This window comes from Stenotrophomonas sp. 80084_Sma (genome assembly GCF_056481995.1).
In genome coordinates, this window is record NZ_CM151177.1 from 4,732,501 (window position 1) to 4,754,224 (window position 21,724).

Annotated in this window: 20 protein-coding genes (1 of these 20 cut by a window edge); 10 read left to right on the forward strand and 10 right to left on the reverse strand. The window is 67.8% G+C overall.

Annotated elements, in window-relative coordinates; genetic code table 11:
- The 5 genes from ACZK3W_RS21705 to egtB all read right to left on the reverse strand — a co-directional run.
- On the reverse strand, window positions 1-502 hold the 5' portion of the coding sequence (locus ACZK3W_RS21705) for a DUF2628 domain-containing protein (protein ID WP_125895935.1). The gene continues 272 nt to the left of window position 1, outside the view; only the first 502 of its 774 coding nucleotides appear in the window; its start codon is at window positions 500-502; its stop codon lies beyond the left edge, outside the window.
- Between the two features lie 49 nt (window positions 503-551).
- Window positions 552-1,418 carry a D-hexose-6-phosphate mutarotase gene (locus ACZK3W_RS21710; RefSeq protein ID WP_071229489.1) on the reverse strand — a complete coding sequence of 289 codons (867 nt, stop codon included), beginning with the start codon at window positions 1,416-1,418 and terminating at the stop codon, window positions 552-554.
- Between the two features lie 40 nt (window positions 1,419-1,458).
- Window positions 1,459-2,727 carry a lytic murein transglycosylase gene (locus tag ACZK3W_RS21715; RefSeq protein ID WP_125895936.1) on the reverse strand — a complete coding sequence of 423 codons (1,269 nt, stop codon included), beginning with the start codon at window positions 2,725-2,727 and terminating at the stop codon, window positions 1,459-1,461.
- 84 nt (window positions 2,728-2,811) lie between these two features.
- Window positions 2,812-3,786: an L-histidine N(alpha)-methyltransferase gene (gene egtD / locus ACZK3W_RS21720; RefSeq protein WP_125895937.1), complete on the reverse strand. Its 975-nt coding sequence runs from the start codon at window positions 3,784-3,786 to the stop codon at window positions 2,812-2,814.
- Complete coding sequence (gene egtB / locus ACZK3W_RS21725) at window positions 3,783-5,054, reverse strand: ergothioneine biosynthesis protein EgtB (protein ID WP_478450270.1); 1,272 nt, start codon at window positions 5,052-5,054, stop codon at window positions 3,783-3,785. The genes egtD and egtB overlap by 4 nt, the downstream gene beginning before the upstream one ends.
- Window positions 5,055-5,204: 150 nt before the next feature.
- Between egtB and ACZK3W_RS21730 the strand changes: the two genes are divergently transcribed.
- A complete protein-coding gene (locus ACZK3W_RS21730) occupies window positions 5,205-6,485 on the forward strand; it encodes a GGDEF domain-containing protein (RefSeq protein WP_125895939.1) in 1,281 nt (426 codons plus the stop codon).
- 3 nt (window positions 6,486-6,488) lie between these two features.
- Here the strand turns inward: ACZK3W_RS21730 and ACZK3W_RS21735 are convergent, their stop codons facing one another.
- Window positions 6,489-6,881 (reverse strand): YchJ family protein, encoded by a 393-nt coding sequence (locus ACZK3W_RS21735; protein WP_125895940.1) that lies wholly within the window; start codon window positions 6,879-6,881, stop codon window positions 6,489-6,491.
- Between the two features lie 102 nt (window positions 6,882-6,983).
- Here ACZK3W_RS21735 and ACZK3W_RS21740 point away from each other — a divergent pair, with 102 nt between their 5' ends.
- Window positions 6,984-7,763: a sulfite exporter TauE/SafE family protein gene (locus ACZK3W_RS21740; protein ID WP_014039007.1), complete on the forward strand. Its 780-nt coding sequence runs from the start codon at window positions 6,984-6,986 to the stop codon at window positions 7,761-7,763.
- 96 nt (window positions 7,764-7,859) lie between these two features.
- On the opposite strand, the gene ACZK3W_RS21745 is transcribed toward ACZK3W_RS21740, so the two are convergent.
- The 4 genes from ACZK3W_RS21745 to folE form a co-directional block, all read right to left on the reverse strand.
- Window positions 7,860-11,240 carry an ATP-binding protein gene (locus ACZK3W_RS21745; RefSeq protein WP_125895897.1) on the reverse strand — a complete coding sequence of 1,127 codons (3,381 nt, stop codon included), beginning with the start codon at window positions 11,238-11,240 and terminating at the stop codon, window positions 7,860-7,862.
- Between the two features lie 16 nt (window positions 11,241-11,256).
- Window positions 11,257-11,958, reverse strand: coding sequence for a DUF4194 domain-containing protein (locus ACZK3W_RS21750; protein ID WP_005411692.1), 702 nt, complete (start codon window positions 11,956-11,958; stop codon window positions 11,257-11,259).
- Complete coding sequence (locus ACZK3W_RS21755) at window positions 11,945-13,414, reverse strand: DUF3375 domain-containing protein (protein ID WP_046985163.1); 1,470 nt, start codon at window positions 13,412-13,414, stop codon at window positions 11,945-11,947. Before ACZK3W_RS21755 ends, ACZK3W_RS21750 begins: the two co-directional genes overlap by 14 nt.
- A gap of 112 nt (window positions 13,415-13,526) precedes the next feature.
- The gene (folE, locus tag ACZK3W_RS21760; RefSeq protein WP_004141296.1) at window positions 13,527-14,138 is read right to left on the reverse strand and encodes a GTP cyclohydrolase I FolE; all 612 of its coding nucleotides are present in this window, start codon (window positions 14,136-14,138) and stop codon (window positions 13,527-13,529) included.
- 545 nt (window positions 14,139-14,683) lie between these two features.
- Between folE and ACZK3W_RS21765 the strand changes: the two genes are divergently transcribed.
- From ACZK3W_RS21765 to ACZK3W_RS21800, 8 genes are all read left to right on the forward strand, one after another.
- Window positions 14,684-15,139 carry a MarR family winged helix-turn-helix transcriptional regulator gene (locus ACZK3W_RS21765; RefSeq protein ID WP_012481667.1) on the forward strand — a complete coding sequence of 152 codons (456 nt, stop codon included), beginning with the start codon at window positions 14,684-14,686 and terminating at the stop codon, window positions 15,137-15,139.
- A 108-nt stretch (window positions 15,140-15,247) separates the two neighbouring features.
- Entirely contained in the window at window positions 15,248-15,457 is a 210-nt protein-coding gene (locus tag ACZK3W_RS21770; RefSeq protein WP_010487502.1) for a DUF1656 domain-containing protein, read from the forward strand.
- On the forward strand, window positions 15,454-16,371 hold the full coding sequence (locus ACZK3W_RS21775) for an efflux RND transporter periplasmic adaptor subunit (RefSeq protein ID WP_032973896.1): 918 nt from the start codon (window positions 15,454-15,456) through the stop codon (window positions 16,369-16,371). Before ACZK3W_RS21770 ends, ACZK3W_RS21775 begins: the two co-directional genes overlap by 4 nt.
- Window positions 16,368-17,828, forward strand: a complete 1,461-nt coding sequence (locus ACZK3W_RS21780; RefSeq protein WP_049400357.1) for an efflux transporter outer membrane subunit — start codon at window positions 16,368-16,370, stop codon at window positions 17,826-17,828. Before ACZK3W_RS21775 ends, ACZK3W_RS21780 begins: the two co-directional genes overlap by 4 nt.
- Window positions 17,829-17,831: 3 nt before the next feature.
- Window positions 17,832-19,871 carry an FUSC family protein gene (locus tag ACZK3W_RS21785; protein ID WP_293799478.1) on the forward strand — a complete coding sequence of 680 codons (2,040 nt, stop codon included), beginning with the start codon at window positions 17,832-17,834 and terminating at the stop codon, window positions 19,869-19,871.
- Window positions 19,872-19,932: 61 nt separating this feature from the next.
- Window positions 19,933-20,328 carry a hypothetical protein gene (locus ACZK3W_RS21790; protein WP_125895899.1) on the forward strand — a complete coding sequence of 132 codons (396 nt, stop codon included), beginning with the start codon at window positions 19,933-19,935 and terminating at the stop codon, window positions 20,326-20,328.
- A gap of 357 nt (window positions 20,329-20,685) precedes the next feature.
- Window positions 20,686-21,141, forward strand: a complete 456-nt coding sequence (locus ACZK3W_RS21795) for an IS110 family transposase (protein WP_478450271.1) — start codon at window positions 20,686-20,688, stop codon at window positions 21,139-21,141.
- Window positions 21,114-21,695 (forward strand): transposase, encoded by a 582-nt coding sequence (locus ACZK3W_RS21800; protein ID WP_478450272.1) that lies wholly within the window; start codon window positions 21,114-21,116, stop codon window positions 21,693-21,695. The genes ACZK3W_RS21795 and ACZK3W_RS21800 overlap by 28 nt, the downstream gene beginning before the upstream one ends.
- Window positions 21,696-21,724: the final 29 nt, after the last annotated feature.

Consider the following 21,724-nt stretch of genomic DNA (forward strand, 5'->3'; position numbering starts at 1 on the left):
TCAGCAGCAGCAGGCCAGCCCACATCGCCGCCAGGCGGTACATCTTGCGGTACATCATCCAGATCAGGCCGAGCAGGAAGGCCGGCCAGTGCCAGGTGCCACTGCCCGTGGCGATGCCCTGATCCAGCCGCCAGCGCTGGCGATAGATCGGGAAGTTGCCACCGACCACGCTGGCGTACAAGGCCATCTCGCCCTCCAGCCCGGCAGCCGCAGCCACATCCGGTGCAGCGACCGGCGCACGATAGGGGTCGGACGGATCGCCGACACTCGACGCGATGCCCTCAGCCGCGGGCGCTGCGTCGATATCCAGGACCGGAGCCACCTCGACCTGCGTTGAGGCCTGATCCAGCTCCGCCAACGGCCGCCACGAGGGCATGCCCTCGCACCAGAGCAGCGTTCGCGCCGTGACCGTCCCTTCCCGCTGCAGCTGGCGAAGACCGGCCAGATCCACCGGCCCACTGCTCTGCCTGCCATTGGCGTACCACCATTGTGCTTCCTGCATGTTTTCCGTCCTTGCTACTGCATCGACAAACTGAAACCGCTGCCAGCGCCTACAGCGCGGTACTGGCCAGGGTCTGCACCAGTTGATGGCGCTCACCCGGCGCAAGCGTAATCTGCTCCGGGCCTGCGTTGGCCACTTCCAGGCAAACGTAATCGTGCCAGCCATCGCCGACATCGGCCATTTTCGCTGCCGCCTCCGCACCGGGATTCCAGGCCACCAGCGTCTGGCTGCCTTCGCTGCGGATCTCGATCCGCCGCTGCAGTACGGGATCACGCAGCACGTAATGGCCGCCGGCACCGGTATAGATGCGATCGCTGCGACCGGGGTCACGCGGATCGCGCAATGACCACGGTCCCTGTTGCAGGCGAAGCTGCGCATAGTCCTCGTACTTGTCCAGGTACTGCAGGCCGTCGAGGCCCTCGACCTCGACCTGGTTGGCATCGCCCACCCGGAAATAGCTGTGCAGGGCCTGGGTGAAGGTCACCGGCGAGGTTCCGGTGTTTTCGGTGACGAGCTGCTGACGCAGCTGGCGGCCGATGCGCAACTGCATCTGCAGGCGCAGGCCGGGATCGGCGCAGGGTGCAGGTGCCAACTGCAGCTCGACCTCACCGTCATCGCTCTGGCTGGCCTGCAGAAGCTCCCAACGCGCGGTGCGCACCAGGCCATGCGCGGGCACATCATTGTTCTGGCCCTGGCGGCCGAACCACGGCCAGCACACCGGGACGCCACCGCGGATGGGCGTGGGCAGCTCGGCGCGCGTGGGCGAAAGCCACAGTACATCGGGCTGCCCATCGGGAATGAACGACAGCAGCTGTCCGCCGAACACGCTGATGACCGCCGTCGCGCTGGGGGTGCGCACGTGCCAGGCCTCCAGCCCGTGATACAGGCCGCTGCTGATGTCCGGATCCGACTGCATGCGATGACGCTCCTTGAAGACCGCGGCGATGATGTCGCGGTCAGCGTGCCTGGGGCAAGGCCTTCTGCGCAGCGGGTGCGATGGCGGCCGCCTCTTCCTGCAGCGCGCGCAGGATGCGCTGGCCGGCACGCCCATCGGCATTGGCCCAGCCCAGGCGCTGCTGCTCGGACTGGATCGCGCGACGGGTGGCGGTACCGATCATGCCGTCGGCGGTACCGATGTCGTGGCCACGCGCCAGCAGCAGGGTCTGCAGCTGACGGCGTTCATCGCGGCCGATGCCGGGATCATCGGTCGGCCAGGCGGTGGCCAGCTCATTGCCGCCACGCAGCTGGTCGGCCAGCGTGGCGATCGCCAGCGCATAGCTTTCGGCGGCGTTGTAGCTGTAGATCGCGTCGTAGTTGCGGAACACCAGCAACGCCGGGCCCTTGTTGCCGGCCGGCAGCAGCAGGGCGGCGCGCGCATCCGCCGGCAGGTTGGCCGGAGCCAGCACACTGCCATCCAGCGCGGTCAGGCCCTGCGCACGCCAGTCGGCCAGGGCGCGACGCTGGGTACGTCCGGCCTGGCTGGCGTTGAAGCCAGCGGGAACAAGAACTTCCATGCCCCACGGCTCGCCACTGCGCCAGCCGGCACGCTTGAGGTAGTTGGCAGTGGAGGCCAGCGCATCGGGAATGCTGCCGACCAGATCGCGGCGGCCATCGCCATCACCGTCCACGGCGATGCGTGCGTAGGTGCTGGGCATGAACTGCGTATGCCCGAAGGCACCGGCCCAGGAACCGGTGAGGCCCTGTGCCTGCAGGTCGCCGCGGTCGATCAGCTTGAGCAGTGCCAGCAATTCACCGCGGAAGAAGGGTTGGCGACGGCCGGCGCAGGACAGCGTGGCCAGTGACTGCAGCAGGGGGCGCTTGCCGAACACGCGGCCGTAGTCGCTCTCCACGCCCCAGACCGCGACGATGGTGGCCGGATCGACGCCGTACTGCGCCGACACTCGATCGAGCAGGTCGCGATGCTGCTGCAGCATGGCGCGACCATCAGCCACGCGCTGGCGATCGACCAGCGCGGCCAGGTAGTCCCAGATCGGCGTGGTGAATTCCGGCTGCGCGTCGAGCAGGCCGAGCACGCTGGGGTCCGGGGTGAGGCCGGCGGTGATTTCGTTGAAGCGCTCGGCGCTGATGCCCTGGCTGGCGGCCGTGGCCTGCAGGCCCGAAAGGCAGCGGCTGAAGGCCAGATCGACGCTGGCATCCGGTGCTGCAGGCAGCGCGGGGGGCGAGGCGAGAGCGGCCGCCAGGCCGAGGGTGGTCAGAATGGGCATGGCGTCCTCCGTGTTGCCGTTGCACGGCCATCTTAGGGGTAGCGGTGCTGCAGAACCTGAAGGGGTACCGGCTGGCCGGCCGCCCTAGATGGCACGCAGCAGGCGCAGGCCGTAGGCGGGACTGTCGGCATTCCAGCGCTGCGTGACCTGCAGGCCCGCGTGCTGCAGCAGCGCCTCGAAGCTGTCGTCGGTGTACTTGTGGCTGTACTCCACACGGATCGGTTCGTCGGCGGCGAAGTGGAAGGTGCGGCCGTCCAGATGCATATCCTGCGCCCAGCGGCTGACCAGATCGGTTTCGATGCGCAGCCGCGCGGTGCTGTAGCAGGCACGGTGGTGGAAGCCGTCGAGGTCGAAGTCGCTGCCGATCTCGCGATTGAGCCGGGCCAGCAGGTTGAGAGTGAACGCGGCGGTGACGCCCTGCGCGTCGTTGTAGGCCGCTTCGATCAGAGCCGGGTCCTTGTGCAGATCGATGCCGACCAGGGCCAGGCCGTCGCGGCCCATCGTCTGGCGCATCGCCCGCAGCAGTGCGACCGCGTCTTCGCCTTCAAAGTTGCCCAGCGTGGAACCGGGGAAGAACAGCAGCCGTCGCGCGGGTTCGCGCTCGGGCATGGGAACGGCGACGGGGCGGGTGAAGTCGGCACAGACCGGCAGCATCTCCACCTCCGGCAACGCCGGCGCCAGATGATCGATGCTGGACAGCAGCGCGGCCCGCGAGATTTCAATCGGCGTATAGGCCACCGGGTCGTGAAGTGCGGCCAGCAGCAGCGCGGTCTTGCGTCCGCTGCCGCTGCCCAGCTCCACCACGTGCAGACGCGGGCCAACGCTGCGGGCGATGTCCGGCAGCACACGCTTAAGCAGGGCCAGCTCGGTGCGCGTGGGGTAGTACTCGGGGGTCTGCGTGATCTGCTCGAACAGTCGCGAGCCACGCGCATCGTAGAAGTACTTGGACGGCAGCTGGCGCGGCGTACGTGAGAGTCCGGCCACTACGTCGGAGAGGATCTGCTGCCGCCCGGGGGTGAGATCGGTCAATGCCTGCAGCGCGTCATGCACGGTGCTCATGTGAGGTCCCTGGCCAGGCGCAGCCCGGAGAACTGCCAGCGCGCCGGCGGCATGAAGAAGTTGCGGTAGCTGGCGCGCACATGGCCGCGGGGTGTCGCGCAGCTGCCGCCACGCAGCACCCACTGCCCGCACATGAACTTGCCGTTGTACTCACCGAGGTTGCCGGCGAAGGGACGGAAGCCCGGATAGGCGCCATACGCGCTGTGGGTCCACTCCCAGACATCGCCGAACAGCTGCCGTATTCCACTGCCCTGCGATGCCTGCGGGTGCAGCCGGTCGTCGTCAGCGAAATGGCCGCGCAGCGGCTGCGACGCAGCGGCGGCTTCCCATTCGTACTCGCTGGGCAGGCGCGCGCCGGACCAGCGGGCGCAGGCATCGGCCTCGTAGTAGCTGAGGTGGCAGACCGGCGCGTGCGGATCCAGTTCGCGCCAACCGCCCAGGGTGTACTCGCGCTGCAGGGCGTCATCCCAGTACAGCGGGTGCTGCCAGCCCTCGGCTTCGCGCAGCGCCCAGCCTTCGCTGAGCCACCAGCGCGGTTCGCGATAGCCACCGGCGTCGATGAAGGCCCGATACTCGGCATTGCTGACGGGACGCTCGGCCAATGCGTGCGCGGGGAGCAGCACGCGGTGCGCTGGCGATTCGTTGTCGTAGGCGAACGCGGCCTGCTGCGGCCATGCCGCGGCGCCGACCGTGACGATGCGCTCGGATGATTCGATCCAGCCCTGCGCACTGGCAGCGCTGGTGGCAGGCTGCAGGTCCTCGCGGTAGGCGGGCTGCAATGGGTTGCACCAGAACGCATGCTTGATGTCGGTGAGCAGCAGTTCCTGGTGCTGCTGCTCGTGCTGCAGGCCCAGCTGCAGATGTTGCAGTGCCTGTTCATCGAGATCGCCCGCCGCCAACCGCGATTGCACCTGCGCATCGACCTGCTGGCGGTAGTCTCGCACCTGCTGCAGCGACGGGCGCGACAGCAACCCGCGCTGTGGCCGCGCATGCGCCGGGCCGATGCTCTTGTAGTAGCTGTTGAACAGGTAGTCCCAGCCCGGGTCATGCGCTGGCGCGGTGCCGAAACCCGCCAGCACGAAGCGTTCGAAGAACCAGGTGGTGTGGGCCAGGTGCCATTTGCTCGGGCTGGCGTCAGCCATGCTCTGCAGCATGGCGTCCTCGGCACTGAGCGGCGCGGCCAACTGCAGGCTGCGCGTCCGTACATGGGCGAACTGGCGGGCGAGATCGTGCTGCGGGGCAGCGACGGCGGCGGGTACGCTGTCCATGTGGGCAGCATCGGCGCTGGATGGTGAGTGCGACGTCATGGTTCGGCATCACTTCGTTCACATGGATGAGCCTGCCGCATTCAAGAAGCCACCACGAACGCCGCTAACGGCAATGCTGCGGCCGCGTCGTCACCGCGCTGGAATTCCTGCTTGCCCCTGCATCCGCTCCGCCAGCCTGCGCATTACCTGTTCGTGCTGCCTGCCGTGCTGGTTGCCGTGGTGGTGTGGACCGCATTGGATACCGCAGACGTGGCCAGCCCGGCGCAGCGCATCCTGCCCTGGCTGCTGGCCTGCCTCGGTGCCGGCCTGGCCCTGCTCTACCACCAGGTGCGCACGTTGTGCCTGCTGATGGTTGTGGCGGTGATGTTCGCGCTGCTGCACCAGGACGTCGCTGGCTACCTGCGCAATGGCCATGTCACCACGCTGACACCGCTGCGCTTCCACGCCATCTCGGCCTGGTTGCCGCTGTTGTCTGCCGGCCTTGCGTTGTGGCCGGAGCGCGGACGGCGGCGCCAGGACCTGCTGCTGCGCGGTATTGCCAGCGGCACCGCGGTGATGATCTTCCTGCTGCTAGCCACACAGCAGCCGCGCGGCATGCACGATCTGCTGTCGAACCGTCACTGGGCCTGGATTCCCGCCGACTGGAACGCGCTGGCGCAGCTGCCGGCGCTGCTGTTCCTGCTGGCGACCGCAGCGTTGGGCTGGCAGGCGTGGCGGCATCCTCGGCCACTGCACACGGCGATGCTGCTGGCCCTGCTGTGCCTGTGGTGGATGCTGCCGCGGATCTTCCTGCACCCTGTACTGCTGCCGGCGCTGAGCAGCGCCGCCCTGCTGCTGATGCTGGGCGCGATGCTGCAGGAGTCCTTCCACATGGCCTTCCGCGATGAGTTGACCGGCCTGCCGGGGCGACGGGCATTCAACGAGACCCTGCAGCGGGCACGCGGCACCTACAGCATCGCGATGGTGGACGTGGACCACTTCAAATCATTCAACGACACCCATGGCCACGACACCGGAGACGATGTACTGCGCCTGGTGGCCTCGCGGCTGGCGCGGGTGGGCGACGGTGGCCGTGCATTCCGCTATGGCGGTGAGGAGTTCGCGGTGGTGTTCCTGGACCGCCCTGCGGCGGCCTGCATGGATGCCGTGGAGGCGCTGCGGCAGAGCATCGAGGAGACCCGCATGCAGCTGCGCGACCGCAGCACCCGCAGCCGCGATGACGAAGCCGGCCGCCAGCAGCGCGGACGCGGTGGCAGCGGCCAGGTGGTACAGGTGACAGTGAGCATCGGCCTGGCCGACAGCCATGTGGATCCGCGCCCGATGGCGGTGGTCAAGGCCGCCGACCAGGCGCTGTACGTGGCCAAGGACGGGGGGCGCAACCAGGTGCACGCACATGCCGGCCAGCGCGTGCTGGCCGTGCGTGGCGGCTGAGGCTCAGACCGCGTCGAGGTAGTACCAGCGGCCGTCGATGCGCTGGAAGCGGCTGTGTTCGGTCATCTTGACCGCACTGCCGCCGCCGACGCGATAGCGCGCGGTGAAGCGGACATCGGCGCTATCGGCACCGGTGACGGTGTGCTCGTGCACGGTCAGGCCCAGCCAATGGGTACGCTGGCCGGGTGCTTCATCCAGTGACAGCTCGGCCGGACGCGTGTCCGGGTGCCAGCTCTGGCGCAGGTAGTCAGCCAGACCGCGCACGTAGGCGCTGTAACGCGAACGCATCAGGCGCTCGGCGTCGGGCGCGGCTTCACCGGTGTGGAAACGGCCGCAGCAGGCGGCATAGTCGGCGGGCAGGCCACAGGGACAGGGATCGGCGGGTTTTCGGCTCATGCCGGCATTGTCGCCGGGTTGCGCGGATTGATCCACGCGCGGCACGGGCCAGCTGAAGCAGGACAGGCGTATGCTGTCGCGCCCCCACCTTGATTGATCGCCGTGCTGGAACTGGTTCCCCCTGAGTTGTGGTGGCTGGTGGTGATCGCCTTCATCGCCGGTCTTGTGGATGCCGCCGTGGGTGGCGGTGGCCTGGTGCAGCTGCCCGGCCTGTTCACGGTGCTGCCGCAGCAGACGCCGGCGATGCTGTTCGGTACCAACAAGTTCAGTTCGATGTTCGGCACCGGTGCGGCTGCCTGGCGCTATGCGCGCAACGTGCGCTTCCCGTGGAAGCCGGTGCTGTTCGCGGCCGGCACCGCCTTCATCTTCTCCTTCGCCGGGGCCACCGCGGTGAGCCTGCTGCCCAAGGACGCGGTGCGCCCACTGGTGCTGGTGCTGCTGATCGCGATGCTGGCCTACACGTTGTGGAAAAAGGACTTCGGTGCGCTGCACCGGCCGCAGGAGATCGGCCGCCGCGAGCTGGTGATCGCGCTGGCGATCGGTGCAGCGATCGGCTTCTACGATGGCTTCTTCGGGCCGGGCACCGGCAGCTTCCTGATCTTCCTGTTCGTGCGCTTCTTCGGCCTGGATTTCCTGCGCGCGTCGGCCGCGTCGAAGGTGGTGAACCTGGCGACCAATGTGGCGGCGATCTCGTTCTTCGTGCCGACCGGCAACATCCTTTGGCTGTTCGCGCTGCCGATGGCGGCGGCCAACATCATCGGTTCGGTGGTGGGCACGCGGTTGGCGCTGAAGGGCGGCACGCCGTTCATCCGCAAGCTGTTCGTGGGGCTGGTGGTGGTGCTGATCGCGCGGATGGCGTGGGATACGTTCCGCGGAGCGTGAGTGCGGTTGCCGGCCAGCGGCCGGCACTACCGGGTCATGAACCCCGCCCATGGGTAGTGCCGGCCGCTGGCCGGCATTCCCATTCAATCGGCCGGGTCAGGCCTCCGCTTCTTCCGGTTCGTTGGCCTGCTGGCGGCTGCGCTCGGGCAGCTTCAGGCGCTTGCCTTCTTCGTCGTACTCGATCAGCAGCACGCCGGAGTCGTGGCGGCCGCTGATTTCGACGAAGCAGGCACCGCCGATGAACGGTTCCAGCGTCATCACCGACTTCAGCGGGGTGGCCACCACCATCTGGAAGCCGAAGTTGTCGAAGATGTTCATCGCCAGTGCGGTGAACTCGTTGTCGGCCTTGTCGAAGGCTTCGTCAAGCACGACCGCGGCGTAGCTGGGCAGCTGGCTGTCAGCGCCGCCGAGCTGGTAGCGCAGTGCCGCAGCCAGGCAGGTGGTGGCCAGTTTCTGGCGCTGGCCGCCGGACTTGCCGGCGCCGCTGCGGTAGATCTCGACCTGCTGGCGCGTTTCCGCATCCAGCTCGACGCCGATGAACTCCACGTGCATGCGCACGTCCAGCACCAGTTCGCGCCAGCGCTTGTCTTCGCCTTCCTGTGAACCCAGGCGGTTGACCAGCTGGCGCAGCACGGTGAACTGCGATTCGGCCAGCTCGCGCTGCTCGGTCTGCTGCTGCGACAGCACCTCGCGCAGCTGCAGGTGGAACTCACCGACTTCCGGCAGGCGGCGGTCGCTCAGTTCAATGGTCAGCAGCGTGCCACGGTTGAACGGCACCTGTTCCAGGCTGGCGTTCACCTCGTCCAGGCGCTGGCCGATCGACTTGCGGGCCTCGGCGCTGTGGCGCTGCAGGGCCAGCAGGTTGTTCTTGCTCTGGTTCTGCAGCAGATCGAAGAAGCGCTCTTCGTGCTGCGGCAGGCCGTCGCGCTCCAGGCGTTCGAGGCGGGCGAGGAAGTCCTCGGCCGAGGCCACCGAGACGGTGAAGTCGCCCGATTCCTCCGGCCACTGCTGGATGAAGCGACGGAAGCAACCGATCAGCTGGTTCTCGATGCGGTTGAGGTCCTGCTGCGAGGACGACAGCTGCTCGTTCAGCGCGTTGCTGACCTGGCGCATGTGCGCCTCCAGCGTTTCCAGGCTGAGCGGGCCCTGCTCCTGCAGGCGCTCGGCGAGCCCGGCTTCCTGCTCCTGGGCCAGGCTCGGCAGCACCAGCGCACGGCTCTGCTGGCGGGCGCGGTCGAGGCGATCGCGCTCCTTGACCAGCTGGCCGCGCTCGACGCGGACGTCCTCATAGGTGCGGCGGGACTGCTCGATGTCGGCGCGCACGGCGTCGATCTGCTTGGCCAGCTTGGCCAGATCGGCATTGCCTTCGCGCAGGTCACGCAGGGTGGCCTCGATGTCGCTCAGGCGCTGCTGCGGAGCGGCGATGTCGATCTCGTTCCAGCTGATGCTGACCAGCTCGTGGCAGGCCAGGCGGCGTTCGTTGTCGCGGTCACGCTGGCCGCGCAGGCGCGCGATGTCAGTCTCGCAGCTGGCGATGCGCTTGGCCAGTTCCTGTGCTTCGCGCTCGAAGGCGCCCACCTTGTCGTGGTTGTTGAAGCCGAGGATCCAGCGGCGGCGGTCGCCTACCGCGCTGCGGTCGTCCTTCTCGAAACGGTCGCCCGGATGCTTGACCTGGCCTTCGCGGGTGATGCCGCGGTCGACGTTGCGCAGCTGCTTGGCATCCACGCATTCGTAGTCAAAGCGCTTGCCGAGCTCGCGCCGCAGCCAGCTTTCGAACACATGCTCGCGCAGCTCCAGCTTGTGCAGCAGCGACTTCGCCGACGGCTCGCGCGCGAACGCATCATCGTTGCGGCGCACGCGGTAGTAGGTGAAGCGCATGCCCAGGTGAGTGCGGTTCACCCACTCGGCGACGTCGTTGTAGTGCTTGTCATCGACCAGCAGCGACAGCGCGAAGCCGCCCAGCACACGTTCGATGGCGCCCTGCCAGCCCTGCTCTTCCGAGCGGACCTGGATCAGCTCGCCGACGAACGGCAGCGCCGCTTCGGCGATGCCGGTTTCCTCGGCCAGGCGCGCGCGCAGCTTCTGCATCGGCGCCGGAATGTTGGACGGCGTGCGCTGCATCGCTTCGAGTTCGACGCGTACTTCACCGAAGCGGCGCTCGTCATCGCGCTTGCCGCCGAGGCGATCGCTGATCGCATCGTCCAGTGCCGCCGAGGCACGCTGGCGGTCCTGCAGTTCGTTCTGTGCGCGCTCGACCAGCTCGGCGAAACCATGGGCATCGTCGGGCAGTTCGGCCTGCAGCTGCTGTGCCGCCTCCTGGGCCTGGTCACGCTTGGCCTTGCGGCGGTCGCGCTCGGCTTCGGCGCGGCCCTGCTCGCGCTCCAGTTCCTCGATGCGCTCACCGCCCTGCTGGCGGCGCTGCAGTTCCAGTTCGGCCAGGCGCTCGGTGTGGTTGTCGAGCGCGGCGCGGCGCTGGGCCTCTTCGCCGAGCAGGCCACGGTCACGCACGTCCATCTCGCGCAGGCGCGCTTCGATCAGCGCCTGGCGGCGGCTTTCGCGGAAGCTGTCGACGCCGAGCTTCAGTGCTTCGTCGTCGCCACGCTGGCGGTGCATCTCTTTCAGATCGTTGTAGTAGGCGCGTGCCGGCAACAGGGTTTCCACCTGGCGGCGCGCGGTGACCACGGCCTGGTGCGCGCCATCGAGCTCGGCGAAGTCGCTGACCAGGCGCTCGGCGGCGTCGAAGGTCTTCGGCGTGTCGAGCATGAAGTCGCGCAGGAAGACGTTGAGGTCGCCCAGGTTCTTCGCCGACTGCGTCTTGTGCAGCAGGCGCAGTGCCATCTCGTTGTCGATGCCGAGCAGGTCGCGGAAGCGCTCGGCGTAGCCGGAGAACGTGTCGAAGTGGTGCAGGTCGGACAGCTTCTGCTTGAGCTTGCGCAGGTCCAGGTCGAAGCCGCCGAGATCCTTGGCGATGTCGAACGGACGCTCGGCGATCATGTAGTGCTTGCGCACGTCACCGGCCGAGGTGCCGTTTCCGGAGATCCACAGCAGGCGCACCAGGCTGACCACGCGGCCGTCGCCAGCGCGGTATTCCAGCACCAGTGCAGTCCAGGTCGCACCCTTGCGCAGGTACTGCGTAGCGATTTCACCGGTGCCGCTGTCCTGCTGGTCGGCCCACGCGCCACGCACATAGGACACCAGGTTGCGGTCGCGCCCACTGCGCTCGGCTTCACGCGCGGCGGCGTTGAAGTCGACGATGGCCGGTGGCGTCAGCAGCGCGGACATGGCATCGAGCAGGGTCGACTTTCCCGAGCCGGAACGGCCGACGAACAGGAAGCCGCGCTCGGCGATCGGCACTTCGGTCAGGCCATTGAAGGTGCCCCAGTTGTGCACCTGCAGGCGGCGCATGCGGAACTGCTGCAGGCGCGGGTCCGGCAGGCCTTCGTTGAACAGGGCGGGAGTGTGCTTGGAGATAGCCATGCGATGTTAGGGTCTCTCAGGCCTCGGCGGCCGGGGTTTCGCGCAGCTGGCGGTACACCGCCGAAAGCTGGGACACGTCTTCGGCGGAGAACAGCAGCTTCAGCGCCGGCGAGACTTCGTGGCGGTCTTCCTGGCCGCTGAGGCGGGTCAGGATGTGGTTGTCCTTCATTTTCTGCACCGCCGAGGCGACACGGCGGTTGAAGCCGGCGCGGTCGGTGGACAGGTTCTTCTCGTAGATGGCCAGTGCTTCGGCCATCTCGGCATCGGCCACCACCGCGCGGTTGCCGCGCGCATCGGCCTCGGCCAGCTGCTGGCGCAGATACAGCAGCAGCACCGAGTCGATGAAGGTCAGCGGCGAGGTGCGCAGCAGCACCGGCGCGTCGACGTCTTCGGTATCGGCCTGGCGGGTGAACGCCACGCCGCTGTCGCGATCCAGTACCAGTTCCAGGAACAGGTCGGCCAACGACGAGCGGATGGCGGCTTCGCTGCGGATCAATGCCGGCCACAGCTTGGCGTGGCGCAGCTGGTCGATGCTGGGGCCGATCAGCAGCTGGCACAGCGCGCGGCGCGCATCCAGCGGCAGGCGTCCGGTATCGCCCAGGTAGTACACGTCGTTGCCACGGCGGGGCTGTGCCACGGCCGCCACCGGCTCGGCTTCGTAGGCGTCTTCCGCCACGTCGGCCTGCGCTGCATCGATGGGATCTTCATGCCAGCTCATGGCGTCTCTCCTGGGTGAACCAAACCAGCGGGATGCGGGCGCGACGGATCTGGCCGTCGCCACCACGCCATTCGGCAAGCTCCTGCTCGCCGGCGATCACGTTGCCGAAGCGCGTGCCCAGCGACAGGTAGCCGATGACGCTGCCCAGGCCCTGCGGCGCTTCACGCTGCGACAGCGCCTGGGCAATGCTGAGCCGCGGCTGTGCATCGAGCAGGTCGTGCAGGTCGCGGCGCAGGGTGCGGAAGTCGATTTCGGACGAGGCGACCAGGTCGCCAACGCTTTCCAGGCTGATCGCGGCCGCGTCGTTGTATTCGACGTTGCCATCGACCTGGGCACTGCGCGGATCATGCAGCTTCCACTGCGACCACGAACGCAGGCGGCTGGTGGTCAGCTGCAGGTCGCGGCCGATGCCACGCTGTGCGGGGAACTCGTCGCGCAGCGCCAGCGCTTCGGACTGCGCCTGTTTCAGCAACTGGTTGAGACGGCGCTGTTCCAGGTAGCCACGGCTCTGCACGAAGCCGCGCAGGCTGCGCGCAAAGTTCTGCAGCACGTCGTGCACCTGGCCACCACGCTCGAGCATGGTGCTGGTGAAGCCACGCAGGAAGTTGCGTTCGTTGCGGTCAAGGCGGCGCGCAAAGCCACGCGCCAGCACCGCTTCCAGCGCGGCATCGAGCTGGGCGCTCTGCTCGGCGTCGTTGAGCAGGCGCCAGAAGGCCTGGAAGCTGCGCCCGGCATCACTCTCGCCGATCACGTCCACGCCTTCGAACAGCTGCGACAGCACGTCGCCGCGCTCGCCCTCGTCGTCGATGATGCGTTCGCGGAAATCGCGGTTGAGCTGTTCGAAGTCGTCGCGCACGCGGCGGAAGTCCTCGGTCAGCTCGTCGGCGAGGCCGATGATCTGGCGCGCACGTTCCAGCGCGCGCTTGCCGTCCAGCGCGATCACACGGCCGGCACCGACACGGGCGATCTCAGCGTCGATGCGGTCACGCTCGTCGCGCAGCGCGGACAGGCGCGCGTCCGGATCGGATTCGGTCTGTGCGGCCAGCTGCGAGAGCTGTTCGATGACCAGCGCCAGGCGGCTTTCGGTGGCGGCCACGCGGGCCTGCTCAAGGCCGTCGGCGAAGCGGATGGCCTGCAGCGCCGCGGTCGACAGTTCGTACTGCTCCTGGTCGGCGCCTTCGGGCAAACGGCGTTCCAGCCAACCCTGGGCCAGCCAGTGCGCGATGTAGGCCTGCGCGGTGCGCGGCAGGTCGCGCGACAGTTCGTCGCCGTTGAGCTGGTCCAGCGCACGTTGCAGGCGCTCGTTGAGCACCGACGACGACAGCGTGCGCTCGCCGTCCATCAGCAGCCCTTGCAGCAGGCCAATGATTTCCGGGGCATGGTCGGCGGCGAGCAGCTTCCACTGGGGCTGTTCGCGCAGATGGCGGTAACGGGAGATGCGTTCGCGGTGCTTCATGCAGCGAAAGGAGTCATGAGGGCTGGCGGGGACGAGCAGCCACGCACGGCTGCCGTGCAGGCAGCCGTGGGCATGCCGGCCACGCGGGGCCAGCGGGGTGCGGGCAAGCGGCTCAGCGCTTGCCGCCCACTTCGATGAAGCGCAGGAACTCGGCGCGGGTACGCGCGTCGTCGCGGAAGCTGCCCAGCATCTTCGAGGTGACCATGCTGACGCCGCGCTTGTGGATGCCGCGGGTGGTCATGCATTCGTGGGCGCCTTCGACGACCACGCCGACACCGATCGGCTGCAGCACATCCTGGATGCACTGGGCGATCTGCGCGGTCATCTTCTCCTGCACCTGGAAACGGCGGGCGTAGGCTTCGACGACACGGGCCAGCTTGCTGATGCCCACCACCTTGCCGGCCGGCAGGTAGCCGACGTGCACGCGGCCGATGATCGGCGCCATGTGGTGCTCGCAGTGGCTTTCGTACTCGATGTCGCGCAGGACGATCAGTTCGTCATAGCCGGCCACTTCCTCGAAGGTCCGCTCCATGTAGGCGCGCGGATCGTCGCGGTAACCGCTGAACCAGTCGCCATAGGCTTCGGCGACACGGCGGGGGGTATCCAGCAGGCCTTCACGGGACGGGTCCTCACCGGCCCAGCGCAGCAGGGTGCGCACGGCATCCTCGGCCTGGTCCTGGGTCACGTCGCCCTGCGGGGCGGCCTTTTCGTTGTTCTTGCTCATTGCGTACAGCGTCCCGATCGGGGGGCGAGCATCGTACCCGACCGGGGGGGGGGGTCGTCCTGTTGGGACGGTTCATCGGGGGGTCGTTGTTGGCGCGTCGTTGCTGTCGGCCTGGAGGGGGGAGGGGGCTGCGCAGGACACGCCGTAAACCCCCCTCCGGGGTCCGGCCCAGCCGCTGGCGGCTGTGCGTTCGAGCGCTTGCGAGGCATGCCTCGCAGGCAAAGCGCCCTCACCCATGGGGGCTCGATGGCGCCATCCATGGCGCCAACGGTCCTGCGCAGCCCCCTCTCCCCCTCCTTGACGGTTTCCTGCGGGCGCGACCGGACCGCCCGAAAGCGGGAGTCAAAAGCGGGGTTCATGGCTCCGGAAGCACCGCGCCGCTGCTGTGGTTTTTCCTGCTTTGGTGGGTGCGGACCTTGGTCCGCACTGCATCTGCTGCTGCCCCACCCGACACCAGGCAGGCGCAACGCTTTCCTCACTACACCCCGCCCATTCAGCAAAAACCATTGATAGGAATGAAATTAGTAGTATCCTATCTATCTCTTATGGACCGACCCCTCGACGAGCGCACCGTGCTGCAGATGCAGCTCAGCTCCGGCCTGCTTTACGCAGGGCGGCAGTGGCAGCGCCTGGCCGACAGCCGGCTCGGCAGCTACGGCATCTCCACCGCCTGCACCATGCCGCTGCTGATGATCGGCCGCTCCGGCGGTGGCATCCGCCAGGTGGCGCTGGCCCAGCAGCTGGGCATGGAGGGTCCTTCCCTGGTGCGCCTGCTGGACAAGCTGTGCGCCAGCGACCTGGTCCGCCGCGAGAGCGACGCCAGCGACCGCCGCGCCAACCTGCTGTGGCTGACCGACGCGGGACACGCGCTGGTCAGCGAGCTGGAAGACCAGTTGATCGGCCTGCGCCAGGACGTGTTCGGCGAGCTTTCCATGGATGAACTGCACGCCGTGCTGAAGGCATGGCGCCTGCTGGCCGAGGCTGCCGACCGCATCACGTAAGAGCGCTGCCCCCGAATACCGCCGCTGCCGTGCACACGCCAGCGGCTTTTGCCCGTTGCTGTTGTTTCGTTGTTCCTCCCCTCCCCCACCTCGCCCCCGCCCCTACCGATGCCCGGTGAATTCAGTCTCCACGGAGTGTTCGTCCCGACCCTGCTCGGGTTGATGTTGTTGGCCTATCTGGTCAACAGCGGCCTGCACGCGCTGCTGCAGCGTGCCGGCGCCTATCGCCATGTATGGCACCCGGCGCTGTTCAACCTGGCGCTGTACGGAATCGTGCTGGGCCTGCTGTTCCACCTCCTGCGTTGGATGCAATCGTGAACAAGATCGTGAAGAAGACCCTGCCGGTGCTGCTCACCAGCGCAGCCGTGATCGTCGCCCTGCTGGTGCTGCGCCAGCTGTGGGTCTATTACATGGATGAGCCATGGACCCGCGATGCCCATGTCGGCGCCGACGTGGTGCAGGTGGCGCCGGACGTATCCGGACTGGTGGAAACGGTGCAGGTGGCCGACAACCAGGCGGTGAAGAAGGGCGACCTGCTGTTCGTGGTCGACCGTGCCCGTTACCGCATCGCGCTGGAGCAGGCCAAGGCCAGCCTGGGCGAGCGCCAGGCCTCGGTGGCACAGCTGCGCCGCGAGATCGGCCGTGACCGCAGCCTGCAGGACCTGGTCGCCGCCGAGGACGCCGAAGTGCGCCGCGCCAAGCTGCAGGCCGCACAGGCCGCGCTGGCCACCGCACAGGCGGCGGTCGACCTGGCCGAGCTCAACCTGGGGCGCACCGAGGTGCGCGCACCGGCTGATGGCCGGGTCAACGACCGCACCATGCGCGTGGGCGACTACGTGGTGGCCGGCAAGCCGGTGCTGGCGCTGCTGGATACCGGCTCGTTCCGCATCGATGGTTACTTCGAGGAAACCCGCCTGCGTGGCGTGGCCCCGGGACAAGCCGTGGACATCCGCCTGATGGGCGAATCGACCCCGCTGCGTGGCCATGTCGAAAGCATCGCCGCCGGCATCGAGGACCGTTACCGCAGCAATGGCAGCACCCTGCTGCCGAACGTGACCCCGGCCTTCGACTGGGTGCGCCTGGCGCAGCGCATCCCGGTGCGCATCGCCATCGACGAAGTACCCAAGGGTGTGGAACTGATCGCCGGCCGCACCGCCACGGTGACCGTGGACACCGGCCGCCATCCGCACAACGACAAGGCCGGCACGGCGCCGACACAGGCGGGCCTGTGAACGCCGCCCTGCCCCGTCTCGGCCTGATCGTCGCGCTGGCCAGCCTGGCCGCGTGCAGGACCGTCGGCCCGGACTATGCATTGCCGGAAGGTTCGGCGTTCAAGCGCCCGCAGGCCAATGCCGCCTTCATCGATACCCAGAACCCGCAGATCGCCGCCAACCAGGCGCTGCCCGACCGCTGGTGGTCGCTGTACAACGACCCGGTGCTGGATGGCCTGATCACCCAGGCGCTGCGTGACAACGTGGAGCTGAAGGCCGCCGATGCGCACCTGCGTCGTGCGGCGGCGGTGTACGAACAGGCGCTGGACGCCGGTGGCTTCGAGTACGAGGCCGAGGCCGGGGTCAGCCGCGCGCAGCTGTCGGCCGAATCGTTCCTGCAGGAACACGAGCTGCCGGTGATCAACCTGGCCGATGGCAAGTTCGCGGTCAGCTACCAGTTCGACCTGTTCGGCAAGCTCAAGCGCGGCGCCGAAGCGGCCCGTGCCGACGAGCAGTCGGTCGCCGCGGCACGCGATCTGGCCCAGGTCAGCGTGGTCGCGCAGGTGGCCGACAGCTATCTGGAAATCTGCCACGCCAACCACGAACTGCACGTGGCCGAGCATTCGCTGCAGCTGCAGCAGCGCAGCCGTACGGTCACCGAGCGCCTGATCGCGGCCGGCCGTGGCACGCCGCCGGAACTGGCCCGCGCCAATGCCCAGGTGGCGCTGCTGGAAGCTGCACTCCCGCCGCTGCAGGCGCAGCGCTCGGCGGCCGCCTATTCGCTGGCCGCGCTGCTGGGGCAGACCCCGGGCCAGCTGCCGGCCGGTGTGATCGACTGCGCGCACGCCCCCGCCCTGGCGCAGCCGCTGCCGGTCGGTGATGGCCGTGCACTGCTGCAGCGTCGCCCGGACGTGCGCCAGGCCGAGCGCAAGCTGGCCTCGGCCACGGCGCGGATTGGTGTCGCCACCGCCGAGCTGTACCCGGACATCCGCCTGGGTGCCTCGCTCGGTGCCGCCGGCCTGCTGGAAGACTTCGGCACGCCGATGACCCAGCAGTGGTCGATCGGCCCGCTGATCTCGTGGACGCTGCCGTCGTCCGGCACGCACGCACGCATCCACGCCGCCGAAGCCGGTGCCGATGCGGCCCTGGCCGAGTTCGACCACACCGTGCTGCAGGCGCTGCGCGAGACCCAGACCGCACTGGACCGCTATGCACAGGACCTGCGCCGGCTGCAGTCGCTGCGCATCGCGCAGGAGCAGGCCGCACTGGCCGCCGAGCAGAACCGCCGGCTGTACCAGGGCGGCCGCACGCCGTACCTGTCCAGCCTGGATGCCGACCGCAGCCTGGCCACCAGCGATGCCACCCTGGCCGCCGCCGAAGCGCAGGTCTCGCGCGACCAGATCCACCTGTTCCTGGTGCTGGGTGGCGGTTGGCAGGCCAGCGCCGCCGCGCCCAACGCCTCGACCGCAGCGAAGTAAGCCATGAACGCGCTGACCGACCGCCAGGCCTGGCTGTTCTCGATCAAGACCTACCTGGCCGCGGTGGCCGCGCTGTACATCGCCATGGCCGGCAACCTGTCGCGCCCGTACTGGGCGATGGGCACGGTGTACATCGTCAGCCAGCCGCTGCTGGGCCCGACCCGCGCCAAGGGCGTGTACCGCATCGTCGGTACGCTGGTGGCGGGCCTGGCCACCCTGCTGGTGCTGCCGGCGCTGGTGGAATCGCCGCTGGTGCTGAGCGCGGCAATGTCGATCTGGCTGGCCGGCTGCCTGTTCATGGCCCTGCTCAACCGCGGCCCGCGCGGCTACGCGTTCCTGCTGGCCGGTTACACGACGGCCTTCATCGGCTTCCCGGCGGTGACCTCGCCGGAAACCATCTTCGACACGGTGGTGGCACGCAGCGAGGAGATCATCCTTGGCACGGTGGTGGCGGTGCTGTTCGCGTCGCTGCTGTTCCCGGCCTCGGTACGTCCGATGCTGCGCGCGCGCATCGGCAACTGGATGGAGGACGCCGCGCAGTGGTGCCGGCAGATCCTTGAACGTGGCCGCGCGCATGCGCCGCGCAACCGGCTGGCCGCCGACCTGGTGCAGTTCGAGGCGCTGATCGAGTTCCTGCGCCGTGATGATCCACGCCATGCCGGTTCGGCGGTGTCGATGGAGCGCCTGCGCGAGCGCATGCTGCTGCTGTTGCCAGTGCTGTCCTCGATTGCCGACCGCCTGAGCGCGCTGCGCAGCGATGGCCAGGCCCTGCCGGAAGGACTGCCGGCACTGGTCGACGATATCCATGACTGGCTGGACGGGCCGACCAACGCCAGCGAGTACGCCCGCCTGCGCGCGCGCATCAGCGCACTGAAGCCGCAGGTGGACCGCGACCTGCAGCACCTGCAGCTGGCCAGCCTGCTGCTGCGCCTGGAGGAACTGGTGGACCTGTGGCAGGACTGCCGCACCCTGCAGCACGCGATCGACCACGGCACCGCGCCACTGGACCGCGCGCACTACCGCATCCGCACCGAACGCGTGGCCGCCGACAAGCACGTCGACTACGGCATGGCGCTGTTCTCCGCGCTCAGTGCCGGCGTGGCGCTGATGAGCTACTGCGTGCTGTGGATCGCGCTGGGTTGGGAAGGTGGTGGCAACGGCGCGATGATGGCCGCGGTGACCGCTGCATTCTTCGCTGCACAGGACGACCCTGCACCGAGCATGGTGTCGTTCCTGGTGTGGGCGATGGTCGCCTCGGTGGTGGCTGGCGTGTACCTGTTCGGCGTGTTCCCGGCGGTGCACGACTTCGGCCTGCTGGCATTGGTGCTGGCGGTGGCGTTCCTGCCGCTGGGCTTGATGCTGCACCACCCCAAGAGCGCATTGTTCGCGTTGCCGTTGACGGTGAACCTGGCCGCGCTGCTGAGCCTGCAGAACACCTACAGCGCCAACATCCAGACCTTCCTCAACTCGTCGATTGCGATGTTCATCGGCATTGGCTTTGCGGTGGTGATGACCCGCCTGTTCCGTTCGGTGGGTGCCGAGTGGACCGCACGCCGCCTGGTGCGGCAGGGCTGGACCACGCTGGCCGAGGCCGCCGAAGGCCGTGGCCAGCAGGACCGGCAGCGCTTCGCCGCACGCATGCTCGACCTGCTGGGCCTGCTCGCACCGCGCCTGGCAGCGACGCCCGAGGGCAGCGACATCGCCTCGGTGGACATGCTCAACGAGGCGCGCATCGGCCTGAACATCCTGCAGTTGCGTCGCGCACGGCTGGAACTGCCCGAGCGCAGCCGCGAAGCGGTCGAGCACATCCTGGAAGAAATCGCCGTGCATTACCGCCGTCAGATCGCCGCGCACAAACCGATTGTGGCGGCCGAGGCGCTGCGGGAGCGGCTGGATACCTCGCTGGGCCGGGTCGGCAGTGTGGCCGCCTGCAAGGCCCGCGATGAAGCCCTGATGGGCCTGATCGGCCTGCGCTTCGCGCTGTTCCCGGAAGCCAAGGCATTGGCGCCGGGGTTGGCGGATGCCAACACTGCATCGGCCTGATAATGAGCACTAGCGACGGGCGACGCCCGGCAGCCTTTCACCACGCCCACAGGACGGTTCAATGAGTTACGACATGATGGTGTTCGAGGCCAGCACCGCTCCACGTGAGGCGGCGGCCTTCATCGCCTGGTTCGAGAAGCAGACGCAGTGGAACGAACGCCACGAGTACGACGACCCGGCGGTCAGCAGTCCCACGTTGCAGGCGTGGTTCGCGGAGATGGCACAGGAATTTCCGCCAATGAACGGGCCGTTGAGCAATGACGACGATGATCGTGCTGAGGTGACCGAGTACAGCATCGGTAGTCAGGTGATCTACGGCGCGTTCGCCTATTCGGTGGCCGAGCGCGCGCATGGCCGCGTGCAGGATCTGGCCGAGAAGCACGGCGTGGGCTTCTTCGACGTGAGTGCCGATGAAGCGGCGATCGTGTTCCCGGATGGCCTGGTACTGATCGCGTAGATCCACGCAATGCGTGGATGAACCCCGAAGCGATCAGGACGCTCTTTTGTAGAGTCGAGCCATGCTCGACTCCGTGGCCCATCAGCCGAGCATGGCTCGGCTCTACATTATTGCGGCGCAGTCGAGCATGGCTTGTATGTTCCTCCCGGCTCCTACGAGGTATGTAGGAGCCAGGGTGGAGGGACCGTCAAGCATGCATCTGCGGATACTAGCCGACAGACGAGTCGAGCGATCCCCATCCCGCACACGAACGTCGATAAAGGATCGTACGGCCCCCAAAGGGGATCGTCGATGTAGGCAAGCTAACGTCGGTGCGGTACCACCCCAGCCCCTTAAAGATAGCTGGGAGCCGTACAAATGTCTGATTCTCTCGATATTGGCGTGGACGTGGACTCCAAGGAGTTCGTACCGGCAGTGGCCGACCGCAAGGCCGGCGACAGGATCGCCAACACCCGGGCCGGCATAGCCCAGTGGCTCAACACCTTGCCCCAGCGATGCCGGATTGGCATGGAGGCGACGGGGCGGTACTACGAGTTGTTGGCTCGGATGGCTGGCCAAGCAGGCCACGTTGTCTATGTGATCAATCCACGTCTGATCAAGCACTACGGCCGGGCGACGGGCTCGCGTGGCAAGACGGACGCCATGGACGCCGAAGCGATCGCCCGGTACGTGAAGAAGGAGAACGATCGCCTGCGTGAATACGTACCGCGTACCGATGAGCAGCAGCAGATGCACGATTTGCTGCGCAAGCGGCAGACGCTGGTAAAGACACGCGCGCGCCTGATTTGCTGCGCAAGCGGCAGACGCTGGTAAAGACACGCGCGCGCCTGGAGCAATCCTTCGGGGTAAGCAAAAGTGCCCCCGGGGAGCTGTCAGATCTGTTCTGCGCTCTGGCTGGGACGCTGTCCGAGCTGGAAAGCGAACTGCAGCGCTTGGGTCGCGATGGAGAGCATGGCACGCTCTACAAGCGCCTGTTGACCATCCCTGGTATCGGCCCCGCCGTCGCCGCTCACCTGATTTACTACATGACGCGCTGGCCGTTGGCCAACGCCAACGCGTGGATCGCCTGCACCGGCCTGGATCCCCGGCCTAACGAGTCTGGCGGCAGAACGGGACGGCGTCGGCTGTCCAAACAGGGCGCGCCAGTGCTGCGCCAGATGCTCTACATGGCCGCCATGGGGCTCAAGCGGTGTCGTCGGGGGCAACCGCTCTACGACGAGCTGTCAAAACGCGGTCACCCCAGCACCGCCGTCTTCAACATCCTGGCCAGAAAACTGGCCAGGATCGCCTGGGGTGTGTTCAAAAGCGGCCGGGACTTCGATCCGGCCATGCTGAAGGTGGGTCAAGCCTGCTTCCAGCAGGCTTGACCACGAACATAGGATCTCGACTCTACAGG

Excerpts from the sequence above, each read along its gene's own strand:
- ACZK3W_RS21750 (WP_005411692.1), bottom strand. The coding sequence starts at position 11,958 with ATGAGCTGGCATGAAGATCCCATCGATGCAGCGCAGGCCGACGTGGCG.
- egtD (WP_125895937.1), bottom strand. The coding sequence starts at position 3,786 with ATGAGCACCGTGCATGACGCGCTGCAGGCATTGACCGATCTCACCCCC.
- ACZK3W_RS21745 (WP_125895897.1), bottom strand. The coding sequence starts at position 11,240 with ATGGCTATCTCCAAGCACACTCCCGCCCTGTTCAACGAAGGCCTGCCG.
- ACZK3W_RS21795 (WP_478450271.1), top strand. The coding sequence starts at position 20,686 with ATGTCTGATTCTCTCGATATTGGCGTGGACGTGGACTCCAAGGAGTTC.
- egtB (WP_478450270.1), bottom strand. The coding sequence starts at position 5,054 with ATGGACAGCGTACCCGCCGCCGTCGCTGCCCCGCAGCACGATCTCGCC.
- ACZK3W_RS21790 (WP_125895899.1), top strand. The coding sequence starts at position 19,933 with ATGAGTTACGACATGATGGTGTTCGAGGCCAGCACCGCTCCACGTGAG.
- ACZK3W_RS21785 (WP_293799478.1), top strand. The coding sequence starts at position 17,832 with ATGAACGCGCTGACCGACCGCCAGGCCTGGCTGTTCTCGATCAAGACC.
- ACZK3W_RS21765 (WP_012481667.1), top strand. The coding sequence starts at position 14,684 with ATGGACCGACCCCTCGACGAGCGCACCGTGCTGCAGATGCAGCTCAGC.
- ACZK3W_RS21735 (WP_125895940.1), bottom strand. The coding sequence starts at position 6,881 with ATGAGCCGAAAACCCGCCGATCCCTGTCCCTGTGGCCTGCCCGCCGAC.
- ACZK3W_RS21755 (WP_046985163.1), bottom strand. The coding sequence starts at position 13,414 with ATGAAGCACCGCGAACGCATCTCCCGTTACCGCCATCTGCGCGAACAG.
- folE (WP_004141296.1), bottom strand. The coding sequence starts at position 14,138 with ATGAGCAAGAACAACGAAAAGGCCGCCCCGCAGGGCGACGTGACCCAG.
- ACZK3W_RS21770 (WP_010487502.1), top strand. The coding sequence starts at position 15,248 with ATGCCCGGTGAATTCAGTCTCCACGGAGTGTTCGTCCCGACCCTGCTC.
- ACZK3W_RS21710 (WP_071229489.1), bottom strand. The coding sequence starts at position 1,418 with ATGCAGTCGGATCCGGACATCAGCAGCGGCCTGTATCACGGGCTGGAG.
- ACZK3W_RS21715 (WP_125895936.1), bottom strand. The coding sequence starts at position 2,727 with ATGCCCATTCTGACCACCCTCGGCCTGGCGGCCGCTCTCGCCTCGCCC.